Source organism: Ralstonia pickettii (genome assembly GCF_000607165.1).
GTDB lineage: Bacteria > Pseudomonadota > Gammaproteobacteria > Burkholderiales > Burkholderiaceae > Ralstonia > Ralstonia holmesii.
Window position 1 is genome coordinate 125,352 of the sequence record NZ_JFZG01000026.1, and the last position, 11,639, is coordinate 136,990.

The following is an 11,639-nucleotide window of genomic DNA, read 5'->3' on the forward strand; positions in this document are numbered from 1 at the left end:
CTACCGGGATCGAAGGGGTCATACCACCAACGCTCCTACTCAGAGCAACACTAGATTGTCCCGGTGCACCAACTCCGCAGCGCTCACATACCCCAGCACCGCCTCGATCTCCGAAGACGACTTCCGCGCAATCAAGCGGGCCTCAGCTGACGAATAGTTCGTCAACCCACGGGCCACTTCCAGCCCCGCCGCGTCCACGCACGAGATCACTTCGCCGCGCGCAAACTCGCCCTGTACTTCGGTCACGCCAATCGGCAGCAACGACTTGCCGCCGGCCGTGAGTTTTTCTACCGCGCCGGCATCCAGCACCACGCGACCGCGCAGCTGCAGGTGGTCGATCATCCACTGCTTGCGCGCCGCCATCCGCCCGGTCGGCGCGCGAAGTTGCGTGCCGATGGCCTCGCCGTTCGCCAGCCGCGCAAGCACGTCAGCCTCCCGACCCGAAGCAATGATGGTGTGTGCGCCCGATTTTGCCGCGCGCTTGGCCGCCAGAATCTTCGTCAGCATGCCGCCCTTGCCGATGCTCGAACCGGCGCCGCCAGCCATCTGCTCAAGGTCGGGCGTGCCGGCTTGCGCCTCGTCGACAAAGCGAGCGCCTGGGTCCTTGCGCGGATCAGCGGTATACAGGCCGCGCTGGTCTGTCAGGATGATCAGCGCATCGCCTTCGATCAGGTTGGTGACAAGCGCACCCAGCGTGTCGTTGTCGCCGAACTTGATTTCATCGGTGACAACGGTGTCGTTCTCGTTGATGATCGGCACGACACCGAGGCTCAGCAGCGTGAGCAGCGTGGAACGCGCGTTGAGGTAGCGCTCCCGATCAGCCAAATCGCCGTGCGTGAGCAGCACCTGCGCCGTGCGGATGCTGTGCCGCGCGAACTCAGATTCGTACACCTGCGCCAGCCCCATCTGCCCGACGGCAGCGGCGGCCTGCAACTCATGAATTTCCTTCGGACGCTTGGCCCAGCCCAACCGCTGCATGCCCTCGGCGATGGCGCCGGAGCTTACCAGCACGACTTCCTTGCCCGCCGCCCGTAACGCCGCGATCTGCGCGGCCCAGCGGGCAATGGCGGCCTGGTCGAGGCCACGGCCATCGTTGGTAACCAGGCTGGAACCGACCTTGACGACAAGGCGGCGCGCATCGGCAATCAGCGAATGCAGGGCCATGGTGGGCGTGTCTCCGAAGAATGTCTGTTGTGTTTAGGCTTGATCGTCGTGGTCGACGTTGTGCAGTGTCGGATCCAGACGCTGGTCGGGCGCGGCCGCTGCGGCGTCCTCTTCAGCGCGCAGCTCGTCGAGGTATTCCTGGATCGCGTGGACAAGCGCCTGCGTGCCATCGTGCGTCAACGCAGAAATGCGGTGCACCGGACCCTTCCACTTGAAGCGCTTCACGAAGTCTTTCACGCGCGCTTCACGTTCGTCCTCGGGCACCATGTCGAGCTTGTTGAGCACGAGCCAGCGCGGCTTGTCGAAGAGTTCAGCGTCGTACTTCTTCAACTCGCCGACAATCGCCTTGGCTTCGGCCACCGGGTCGACGTTCTCGTCGAACGGGGCGAGATCCACCACGTGCAGCAACACGCGCGTACGCTGCAGGTGCCGCAAGAACTGGTGGCCCAAACCGGCGCCTTCCGCTGCGCCTTCGATCAGGCCGGGAATGTCCGCCACCACGAACGATTTCGATGGGCCACTCCGGACCACACCCAGGTTCGGGTGCAGCGTCGTGAACGGGTAGTCGGCAATCTTCGGGCGCGCATTGGAAATGGCGGTGATCAGCGTCGATTTGCCCGCATTGGGCATGCCGAGCAAGCCCACGTCGGCCAGCACCTTCAACTCGAGGCGGAGGTTGCGGCGCTCACCGGCCTTGCCGTCGGTCTTCTGGCGCGGCGCGCGGTTGGTGCTCGACTTGAAGTGAATGTTGCCCCAGCCGCCCTCGCCGCCCTGCGCCAGGCACAGGCGCTGACCGTCGACCGTCAGGTCGGCGATCAACTCTTCCGTGTCGGCATCGTAAATGGCAGTGCCCACAGGCATGCGCAGAGTGATGTCGTCGCCAGCGGCGCCGTAGCAGTCGGCACCGCGACCGTTTTCGCCGTTGCGCGCGAGATGCTTCTTGGCAAAGCGGTAGTCGATCAGGGTGTTGATGTTGCGGTCAGCCACGGCCCACACGCTGCCGCCACGCCCACCGTCGCCGCCGTCCGGTCCGCCAAACGGGACGAATTTCTCGCGGCGCATCGAGGCGCTGCCGTTGCCGCCGTCACCAGCGATCACTTCAATCCGGGCTTCGTCGATGAACTTCATGGAGGTCTCCGCCCGTGCGGCGTACGCACGGCAGGTAAAAAGAAATCGGCGCCACTCGCGCCGTCGCTAACAGAACGCACCTGGAACACGCGCCAAGAAGCAGCGTACCGCCCAGGATCAAAGTCGCGTTTTGTTAGCGGCCAGAAACGAAAAAGCCCCGCACGGGTGCGGGGCCTTTCTACTACAAGGCTGAATCAGGCCGCCGGAACAACGTCGACGAACTGCTTCTTGCCTTCGCCGCGGTTGGCGAACTTCACGTGGCCATCGACCAGCGCGAAGAGGGTGTGGTCCTTGCCCATGCCCACGTTCACGCCAGCATGCGTGCGGGTGCCGCGTTGGCGAACGATGATGCCGCCAGCGTTGATGGCTTGACCGCCGTACACCTTCACGCCCAGGCGCTTCGACTCGGAATCGCGGCCGTTCCGTGTGGAACCGCCGCCTTTTTTCTGTGCCATGACTGAACTCCTATCCGGTTACGTAGACGACGCAGCCTTAGGCCACGATCGAGTCGATACGCAACTCGGTGTAATTTTGACGATGCCCTTGGCGCTTTTGATAGTGCTTACGACGGCGCATCTTGAAGATGTGCACTTTGTCGTGACGACCATGGGAGATGACGGTGGCTTTGACGGCAGCCCCGCTCACCAGCGGCGCACCAACCTTGAGTTGGTCGCCGGCGCCCACTGCGAGCACCTGGTCAAGCGTGATTTCTGCGCCAACGTCCGCCGGTATCTGTTCTACTTTCAGTTTTTCGCCAGCAGCAACCTTGTATTGCTTACCGCCGGTTTTTACGACCGCGTACATTGTCGGACCTCGATAAAAGAACTAAAACATGACTCTTGCGCCACTTGTCGACCGCATGCGCAGACAACGGACACAGAGAACTCGCAACTATACAAGAAAAACTCAAGCAAATCAAAGGCTAATCGCCCAATGCGTGTGCTGCGCCCGCACAACGGCCAGCCACATCAAGCGTCGGGCGACACGCCATCGGGCAAACTACTTGGTTGCTCTATAATCTCGCGGTTTTTTGCGCCGCATCGCTCGCGCGCAAGTCGACTATCAGCCACACGCCTTCTGTCGGAATTCGCCTTGACCCAAACCTCCGCCTCCGTCCTGCTCGCCCCTGTCGCTGAAGACATGCGCGCCGTCGATGCCGTGATCCGCCGCCGCCTGGGCTCGGAGGTGGTACTGATCAATCAGATTGGTGAATACATCATCAGCGCCGGCGGCAAGCGGCTGCGTCCAGTGATCCTGCTGCTGGTGGCAAATGCCCTCGGCTACAAGGGCGAGCATCAGCACGAGCTGGCCGCCGTGGTCGAGTTCATCCACACAGCCACGCTGCTGCACGACGACGTGGTTGACGAATCCGACTTGCGCCGCGGCCGAAAGACCGCCAACGCCGTGTTCGGCAATGCGGCCAGCGTGCTGGTGGGCGACTTCCTGTATTCGCGCGCCTTCCAGATGATGGTGCAGGCCAACAGCATGCGCATCATGCAGATCCTGGCCGACGCAACCAACATCATTTCCGAAGGCGAGGTTCTGCAGCTGCTGAACATGCACGACCCGGACGTGACGGAAGAGCGCTACCTGCAGGTCATTCGCTACAAGACCGCCAAGCTTTTCGAGGCGGCCGCACAGATTGGCGCAGTGCTCTCAGGCGCGGACGCCGCCACTGAAGAAGCCGCCGCCGAATACGGCCGCCGCATCGGCACCGCGTTCCAGATCGTCGATGACCTGCTCGACTACACGTCCACCGCGGATCAAATGGGCAAGAACGCCGGCGACGACCTGCGCGAGGGCAAGCCAACCCTGCCGCTCATCCACCTGCTATCGAACGGCACGGAAGAACAACGCGCACTGGTGCGCCAAGCCATCGAGCAAGGCGGCACGGAACATTTCGATGCGATCTTCGCCGCCATTCAGGCTTCCGGCGCATTGGAGTACACGCGCCAAGCCGCCGAGCGCGAAGCCGCCGCAGCTGAAGCAGCAGCAAACGCATTACCCCCTTCCCTTTTCCGCCAGACGCTGATAGACTTGTGTGCTTTCTCGCTGCAACGTCAGTCCTGACACGCACGAGATCTGCGAAGAAGCATCGGGGTGTAGCTTAGCCTGGTAGAGCGCTACGTTCGGGACGTAGAGGCCGGAGGTTCGAATCCTCTCACCCCGACCAGTTTCTCGTATTCAAGTCATTCCTGCGGCACGGTTTTCAGCATCGCCGCACAGCAATTCCCAGGCATTTTCCGCATCGCGTCCGCTCAATCCAGCGGGGTGTTGCGCTGTCCGCGCGGCCAATGGCCGTGTGCGCAGAAGCGGCAAACCCCTCTGTTATAGTGGGCGCTTCGCCGCCCTTCCCCTCCCGCTTTGGACTCTTGGCCGCTCTGGGCACAAATCGGCGCCGTCGTGCTGCTGTTGTGCTGCTCCGCCTTCTTCTCGATTTCCGAAACCGCGATGATGGCGCTCAACCGCCATCGCCTGCGGCATCTTGCCAAGTCCAACGTATCGGGCGCGCGCAATACGCAGCAGTTGCTCGGTCAGACCGACAAGCTGCTTTCACTCATCCTGATCGGCAACAATCTGATCAACACCGCCGTGCCGGTGCTGATCACCACCTTGGCCATCCACTACTTCGGCAACAACGGAACGACGCTGTCGATTGCCACGGCCATCGTCGCGTTTCTTATCATCGTATTCGCCGAGATTGCCCCCAAGATCGTGGGCGCGACCTACCCCGAACGCGTGGCCTTCCCGGCCAGCTTCATCATCAAGCCGCTGCTGCAGATTTCGACGCCGCTGGTCGCGGTGGTCAACGCGTTTGCCATGGGTGTGCTGCGATTGGTGCGCATCAACACGCGTAAGGCGCCAGAGCAGCGCATGTCGACCGAGGAACTGCGCACGCTGGTGCTGGAATCAGGCAACTTCATTCCGCACAAGCACCGCAGCATCCTGCTCAACCTGTTCGATCTTGACGTCATCACCGTGGACGACGTGATGACGCCGCGCGCGCGGGTTGAATCGCTCGATCTGTCGCGCCCGATTGAAGAAGTCATCCAGCAGCTCGAGACCTGCTATCACAACAAGCTGCCGGTGTTCGAGCAGGACAGCGATCAGGTGATCGGCATCCTGCATGTGCGCAAGGCGCTGTCGCTGCTCGGGCACACCGAACTTACGCACGACGATTTCCGAGGCCTGCTGGCCGAGCCATATTTCGTACCGAGCGGCACGCCCGTTTTCCGGCAACTGCAGTACTTTCAGGAGAATCGCCGCCGCATCGGTCTGATCGTCAATGAGTATGGCGACATGCTGGGGCTGGTGACGCTCGAAGACATCATCGAAGAGATGATCGGCGAGTTCACCACCACGCTGCCCAACGCCGGCAAGCTGGCCTGGGACAAGGAAGGCACTTATCTTGCGGATGCAGGAATGTCATTGCGCGATCTGAACCGGCGCCTCGGCCTGAGCCTGCCGACCGACGGCCCGAAGACGCTCAACGGGCTGGTACTGGAAGTGCTGGAAGAGATTCCCGAGGCGACGGTCAGTGTGAAGATTGCGGGCTGCGTGATGGATATCGTCCAGATGGACAGCCAGTCGATCCGCACGGTGCGGCTGCATCAGCCGCCGCAGCCAAAGCGCAGTTGACGCCACACTCGAAAGCAAACGCTTCAGTTGGGGCGGTTTTCTGCCGATGTGGCACAAATGCAAGCTGCGCTTTGATGTGCGCTTTACAAATACAGGGGCGGTCGGCAAACTGCCCCGGTTCCGGACACCACCCCCCACGAATGGGTGGGGCACCGGCTGCAGAACATAAAACAATCGCCTTGGGGGGCGAGCGCACGCTGGAGGCGGTGGGGCCCGGCGCACGCTGAAATGGTCAGCTTCAGCCTGACGGACTGGACTCATGACACTCGGACTCGCTCTAGCGCAGAGCCGGCGGATCGCGCCGACGTTACTCACCCAGCTCGAACAGAGCGCGCGTGAAAAACGCACGCAATTGATCGACGAACTGGTGAGCAGCGGGATCATGAGTGCGCACGACCTTGCCGTGTTTGTCGCCGGCAAGTATCAGATGCCGCTGCTGGACCTGGCGCAGTACAAGCTCGACACCGTACCGGCCGTGCTGTCGGCCAACAAGCACTTTGCTCAGTTGCGCCTGTTGCCGCTGGGCCGTCGCGAAAACCGTCTCATCCTGGCCACGTCAGACCCGAGCGATCCGAAGCCAATCGAAGAGCTGCGTCAGAAGATGAACGTGGCCATCGAAACGGTCATCGTGGAGCACGACAAGCTGGTGCGGCAACTGAGCATCGCCAATGAAGCGCCGGCCGAGATGAAGTCGCTCTTCCCCAAGCAGGAAGCTACGCAGATCGAGTACGACCCGGGCGCTGCTGCCGCCACGCGTCGCACCACCACCGATGGCATCGACGATGCCCCCGTGGTGCGCTTCCTGCAGAAGCTCTTCACCGAGGCCCTGTTGCGCGGCGCGTCGGACTTGCATTTCGAGCCCTTTGAAACGTTTTACCGCGTGCGTTTCCGTATTGACGGCATCCTCGCGCAGGTCGCGCAGCCGCCGCTGGATATCCGGGACAAGATCGCCACCCGCATCAAGGTGCTCTCGCGCCTCGACATCTCGGAAAAGCGCGTGCCGCAAGACGGCCGCATGAAGCTGCTCATCACCGTCCCGAAAGACCGCAAGGACAAGGACAACAAAGAGATGATCGAGCGCGCCATCGACTTCCGGGTGTCGACGCTGCCGACGCTGTTCGGCGAGAAGATCGTGATCCGGATTCTGGAGTCGTCCACCGAGCGGCTCGATATCGACCAGCTCGGCTACGAGCCGGAGCAAAAGCAGTTGCTGCTCGACGTGATCAAGCGCCCGTATGGCATGGTGCTCGTGACGGGACCAACCGGCTCAGGCAAGACGGTGTCGCTGTACACTTTCCTGAACAGGCTGAACCAAGGCGACATCAATATCTCTACCGCCGAAGATCCGGCGGAAATCCAGTTGCCCGGCATCAACCAAGTCAACGTGAATGACAAGGCGGGCCTGACCTTTGCGGCGGCGCTGAAGTCGTTCCTGCGGCAGGATCCGGACATCATCATGGTGGGCGAAATCCGGGATCTGGAAACGGCCGACATTTCGATCAAAGCCGCACAGACCGGTCACTTGGTGTTTTCCACGCTGCACACCAACGACGCCCCGACCACGCTGACCCGCCTGATGAACATGGGGGTGGCGCCGTTCAACATCGCGTCGTCGGTGCTGCTGATTACGGCGCAGCGTCTGGCACGCCGGTTGTGCAAGGATTGCAAGAAGCAGGGGCCGCTGCCCAAGGAAACGCTGCTCGACGCGGGCTTTACCGAAGCGGACGTCGACGGCTCCTGGCAGCCGTATCACCCGGTCGGTTGTGAGACCTGCAACGGCAGTGGCTACAAAGGCCGGGTCGGCATTTACCAGGTCATGCCGATCACCGAAGCGATCCAAGAGATCATTCTCACGCACGGCACGGCGCTGCAGATTGCCGAGCAGGCACGCAAGGACGGCGTGATGTCGCTGCGCGAATCGGGCTTGCGAAAAGTGAAGCAGGGGCTGACTTCCCTAGAGGAAGTGCTGGCCACAACGAACCAATAACCTTCTCGATCAATCGTTCCCATACCGGGGGGTAGGAACCAACCATGGCCACACGAGCACCTGCCGCGAATCGCGCGGCCGCCGCGCCAGCGCGAAAGACCGCCAAGACAAAGGCGCCCACGCAGTACATCTTCGAGTGGGAAGGCAAAGATCGCAAAGGCAAGATCTTCAAGGGCGAGATGCGCGCCGAGAGCATCACCGAGGTGAATGCCGTCCTGCGCAAGCAAGGCTTGTCGATCACCAAGTCCAAGCGCCGTCGTGCGGCCCGCGGCAAGAAGATCACGCCGAAGGACATCGCCTACTTCACGCGCCAGCTCTCGACCATGTTGAAGGCCGGCGTCCCGCTGCTTCAGTCGGTCGACATCATCGCGAAGGGCCACGCCAATCCGAATTTCACACAGCTGCTGACGGAAATCCGTTTCGACATCGAGTCGGGCAGCAGCATGGCGCAAGCCTTCCGCCGACATCCCAAGTACTTCGACACGCTGTACTGCAACCTGATCGACGCGGGCGAGCAAGGCGGTATTCTGGATGCGCTGCTCGAGCGGCTTTCGCTGTACATGGAGAAGTCGATCGCGCTGAAGGCACAGATCAAGTCGGCGATGATCTATCCGATCTCGGTGCTGACGGTGGCGTTTGCCGTGACCGTCGTCCTGATGATTTTTGTGGTGCCGTCGTTCAAGGGCGTGTTCTCCAGTTTCGGCGCCGATTTGCCGGCGCCGACGCTGTTCGTCATTGCGATATCGGATTTCTTCGTCAAGTGGTGGATACCCATCGTGCTGGGCCCCATCGCCGGCATCGCGCTGTTTTCACGCGCATTCAAGCGATCCGAAAACGTCCAGCGTTCGACGCATCGCGTTATCCTAAATATCCCCATCTTTGGCGACATCATTCGCAAAGCGACCATTGCTCGCTGGACTCGCACGCTGGCGACAATGTTCGCAGCGGGCACACCGTTGGTGGAATCGATGGAGTCGGTCGCCGGTGCCGCCGGCAACTGGATCTACCATGATGCAACCCTGGAGGTTCAGCAAGCGGTACGTATCGGCACAAGTCTCACCAACGCCATGCAGGCCACGCATGTGTTCGACAACATGGTTCTGCAGATGACGCAAATCGGTGAAGAGTCTGGTGCCCTGGACAACATGCTGCTCAAGGTGGCCGAGTTCTACGAGCGTGAGGTGGACGATGCGGTCGCCAACATCTCGACTTTGATCGAGCCAATCATCATCGTCTTCCTCGGTGTGATGATCGGTGGCATGGTTGTGGCGATGTATTTACCGATCTTCAAACTTGGTACGGTGGTCTGACGCAATGCCCGAGATGTTCATCATCTCCACGCTGACGCAACTGCCGGCGTGGTTCGTGATTGCCGCCGGCGGACTGGTGGGCTTGCTGGTCGGCAGCTTCCTCAACGTGGTGATCCACCGCCTGCCGCGCATGATCGAGCGAGAGGAGGCCAACTACATCGCCGAGCTTCGCGAAGAGCCACTGCCTCATCCCGACGCATACAACCTGATCGTGCCGCGCTCGGCGTGCCCGTCGTGCGGTCATCAGATCAAGGCGATCGAGAACGTCCCCGTGTTGAGCTGGCTTGCGCTGCGCGGCCGGTGCAGTGCCTGCAAAACGCCCATCTCGTGGCGATATCCCGCGGTGGAACTGGTCACCGGTCTGCTGACGGCGGCCTGCCTGTGGCACTTCGGCCCGACGTGGGTGGCAATTGCGTCGGCGGTGCTGCTTTGGTTCCTGATCGCCGGCACGATGATCGACGCCGACACGCAGCTGTTGCCCGACGCCATCACGCAGCCCCTGCTCTGGCTTGGGCTGGGCGTGAACCTGTTCGGCATGTTCACGCACCTGCCCGATGCGGTGATTGGCGCGATGGCCGGCTACCTGTTCCTGTGGTCGATCTACTGGGCCTACAAGCTGCTGCGCGGCCGTGAGGGCATGGGCTACGGCGACTTCAAGCTGATGGCCGCACTCGGCGCGTGGTTCGGCTGGCAGGCGCTGCCACTGGTGGTGCTGCTCTCGTCGGTCGTGGGGCTAGTGTTTGGGCTCGTGCGCATTGCGCGTGGTGCGAAGAGCGAATCGCCGTTCTCGTTCGGGCCGTTCATTGCCGGGGCCGGCGTGATCGCACTGCTGGCCGGCCCGCAATTGCTGATGATGGCGGGCCTCGGTCCTCTGTTTGCGCCATAAGGGCACGGCGAATATGCGCGTGATCGGTTTGACCGGCGGCATCGGCAGCGGCAAAAGCTACGTGGCTGACCGCCTGGCGGAGCGCGGTGCGGCCATTGTCGACACCGACGCCATCGCCCACGAGATCACCGCACCGGGCGGTGCCGCCATCGCCAAGCTGGTCGAGACTTTCGGCGCCGGTATCCTGCGCGCCGACGGCGCGATGGACCGCGATGCCATGCGCGCGCTCGCCTTCTCCGATGCCACCGCCAAATCGCGGTTGGAGCAGATCACGCATCCGCTCATCCGCGAGATTGCGCTGTCACGTGGTGCCGCGGCGCGGGCGTCGGATGCGCATCCGTACCTCGTCTACGTGGTCCCCCTGTTGGTGGAGTCCCTCGCCGGGCATCACAGCTGGCGCACGCTGGTCGACCGCATTCTGGTGGTCGACTGCCCGGTTGAGACGCAGATCGCCCGCGTGATGGTCCGTAACGGGCTGCCGCGCGCGCAGGTGGAAGCCATCATCGCGCGCCAGGCCTCACGCGAAGCCCGCCTTGCTGCAGCCGACGACGTGATCGACAACAGCGGCGCGCTGGCCGACCTCCTGCCGCAGATCGACCGTCTGGACCTAACCTACAGGTCGAACTGAAACGATCTGAAAGCGGTCGTCACAGCCCTTTGCATTGTGATGAACGAGGGTCTCGCATAGAATGCGGGCAGATCGAGGCCAAATGGGCTTCGGGGCCGCATATGCCAGCGGGCCAGCACACCGGGCACCCAAGTTTTGATCCTGTACGAATATCCCTTCAACGAACGCATTCGGACGCTGCTGCGCCTCGAAGACTTGTTCGAGCGGCTGGATTTCTTTCTCGTGCAGGAACACCCGCTGCAGCACCATGTGGCGCTGACCACGTTGTTCGAAGTGGTGGACGTGGCAGGGCGCGCCGACCTCAAATCCGACCTGCTGAAGGAACTCGATCGCCAGCGCCAGACGCTCACCGCCCTGCGCGCCAATCCGCAGATCGACCAGGACGCGCTTGATGCCGTCATCAGCGAGCTGGAAACCGCCTCGGGCAATCTCACTGCCACGCATGGCAAAGCCGGCCAGCTTATCGCCGACAATGAATGGCTGACGAGCATCCGCAGCCGCGCGATCATCCCCGGCGGTACGTGCGAGTTTGATCTGCCGGCGTATTTTGCATGGCAGCATCATCCTGCCGAGCGCCGCCGCGCCGACATCATCAAATGGGCTCAACCGCTGGTGCCGCTGCGGGACGCCACGATGATCGTGCTGCGCCTGCTGCGCGAATCGGGCCAGAGTGGCAAGGTGATTGCTAACGCTGGTAGCTATCAGCAGATGCTGTCGGGCCGCGTGTACCAGCTGATGCAGGTGCGCTTGGATGAGTCGGCACTGGGGTTCATCCCCGAGATCAGTGCCAACAAGTACATGCTCTGGGTGCGCTTTACCCAGCAGGATGGCGACCTGCGACCCAAGCCGGTCGATGCGGATATCCCGTTCCAGCTGAAGCTCTGTAATTTCTGAGCC

At 62.1% G+C, this 11,639-nt stretch carries 11 protein-coding genes and 1 tRNA gene; 8 read left to right on the plus strand and 4 right to left on the minus strand.

Annotated elements, in window-relative coordinates; genetic code table 11:
* Window positions 1-39: 39 nt before the first annotated feature.
* The 4 genes from proB to rplU all read right to left on the minus strand — a co-directional run bounded on the left by proB (window position 40) and on the right by rplU (window position 3,096).
* Window positions 40-1,164: a glutamate 5-kinase gene (gene proB / locus BG83_RS0124135; protein ID WP_200869066.1), complete on the minus strand. Its 1,125-nt coding sequence runs from the start codon at window positions 1,162-1,164 to the stop codon at window positions 40-42.
* 33 nt (window positions 1,165-1,197) lie between these two features.
* Window positions 1,198-2,292 carry a GTPase ObgE gene (gene obgE, locus BG83_RS0124140; RefSeq protein ID WP_024979162.1) on the minus strand — a complete coding sequence of 365 codons (1,095 nt, stop codon included), beginning with the start codon at window positions 2,290-2,292 and terminating at the stop codon, window positions 1,198-1,200.
* A 194-nt stretch (window positions 2,293-2,486) separates the two neighbouring features.
* Window positions 2,487-2,747 (minus strand): 50S ribosomal protein L27, encoded by a 261-nt coding sequence (rpmA, locus tag BG83_RS0124145; RefSeq protein WP_004633021.1) that lies wholly within the window; start codon window positions 2,745-2,747, stop codon window positions 2,487-2,489.
* Between the two features lie 37 nt (window positions 2,748-2,784).
* Window positions 2,785-3,096 (minus strand): 50S ribosomal protein L21, encoded by a 312-nt coding sequence (gene rplU, locus BG83_RS0124150; RefSeq protein ID WP_004633023.1) that lies wholly within the window; start codon window positions 3,094-3,096, stop codon window positions 2,785-2,787.
* Between the two features lie 336 nt (window positions 3,097-3,432).
* On the opposite strand from rplU, the gene ispB reads away from it, so the two are divergent.
* The 8 genes from ispB to zapD all read left to right on the plus strand — a co-directional run bounded on the left by ispB (window position 3,433) and on the right by zapD (window position 11,636).
* Window positions 3,433-4,362 carry an octaprenyl diphosphate synthase gene (gene ispB / locus BG83_RS0124155; RefSeq protein ID WP_050775659.1) on the plus strand — a complete coding sequence of 310 codons (930 nt, stop codon included), beginning with the start codon at window positions 3,433-3,435 and terminating at the stop codon, window positions 4,360-4,362.
* A gap of 26 nt (window positions 4,363-4,388) precedes the next feature.
* Window positions 4,389-4,465: transfer RNA gene (locus BG83_RS0124160), tRNA-Pro, on the plus strand.
* 191 nt (window positions 4,466-4,656) lie between these two features.
* Entirely contained in the window at window positions 4,657-5,931 is a 1,275-nt protein-coding gene (locus BG83_RS0124165) for an HlyC/CorC family transporter (RefSeq protein ID WP_024979163.1), read from the plus strand.
* 259 nt (window positions 5,932-6,190) lie between these two features.
* Window positions 6,191-7,918 (plus strand): type IV-A pilus assembly ATPase PilB, encoded by a 1,728-nt coding sequence (gene pilB / locus BG83_RS0124170; RefSeq protein WP_024979164.1) that lies wholly within the window; start codon window positions 6,191-6,193, stop codon window positions 7,916-7,918.
* 44 nt (window positions 7,919-7,962) lie between these two features.
* Window positions 7,963-9,228 (plus strand): type II secretion system F family protein, encoded by a 1,266-nt coding sequence (locus BG83_RS0124175; protein ID WP_024979165.1) that lies wholly within the window; start codon window positions 7,963-7,965, stop codon window positions 9,226-9,228.
* Window positions 9,229-9,232: 4 nt separating this feature from the next.
* Window positions 9,233-10,114: a prepilin peptidase gene (locus BG83_RS0124180; protein ID WP_024979166.1), complete on the plus strand. Its 882-nt coding sequence runs from the start codon at window positions 9,233-9,235 to the stop codon at window positions 10,112-10,114.
* 13 nt (window positions 10,115-10,127) lie between these two features.
* The gene (gene coaE, locus BG83_RS0124185) at window positions 10,128-10,742 is read left to right on the plus strand and encodes a dephospho-CoA kinase (protein WP_024979167.1); all 615 of its coding nucleotides are present in this window, start codon (window positions 10,128-10,130) and stop codon (window positions 10,740-10,742) included.
* A gap of 135 nt (window positions 10,743-10,877) precedes the next feature.
* Complete coding sequence (gene zapD / locus BG83_RS0124190; RefSeq protein WP_004633038.1) at window positions 10,878-11,636, plus strand: cell division protein ZapD; 759 nt, start codon at window positions 10,878-10,880, stop codon at window positions 11,634-11,636.
* Window positions 11,637-11,639 lie beyond the last annotated feature (3 nt).

Excerpts from the sequence above, each read along its gene's own strand:
- proB (WP_200869066.1), bottom strand. The coding sequence starts at position 1,164 with ATGGCCCTGCATTCGCTGATTGCCGATGCGCGCCGCCTTGTCGTCAAG.
- obgE (WP_024979162.1), bottom strand. The coding sequence starts at position 2,292 with ATGAAGTTCATCGACGAAGCCCGGATTGAAGTGATCGCTGGTGACGGC.
- rpmA (WP_004633021.1), bottom strand. The coding sequence starts at position 2,747 with ATGGCACAGAAAAAAGGCGGCGGTTCCACACGGAACGGCCGCGATTCC.
- rplU (WP_004633023.1), bottom strand. The coding sequence starts at position 3,096 with ATGTACGCGGTCGTAAAAACCGGCGGTAAGCAATACAAGGTTGCTGCT.
- ispB (WP_050775659.1), top strand. The coding sequence starts at position 3,433 with ATGCGCGCCGTCGATGCCGTGATCCGCCGCCGCCTGGGCTCGGAGGTG.
- pilB (WP_024979164.1), top strand. The coding sequence starts at position 6,191 with ATGACACTCGGACTCGCTCTAGCGCAGAGCCGGCGGATCGCGCCGACG.
- BG83_RS0124175 (WP_024979165.1), top strand. The coding sequence starts at position 7,963 with ATGGCCACACGAGCACCTGCCGCGAATCGCGCGGCCGCCGCGCCAGCG.
- BG83_RS0124180 (WP_024979166.1), top strand. The coding sequence starts at position 9,233 with ATGCCCGAGATGTTCATCATCTCCACGCTGACGCAACTGCCGGCGTGG.
- coaE (WP_024979167.1), top strand. The coding sequence starts at position 10,128 with ATGCGCGTGATCGGTTTGACCGGCGGCATCGGCAGCGGCAAAAGCTAC.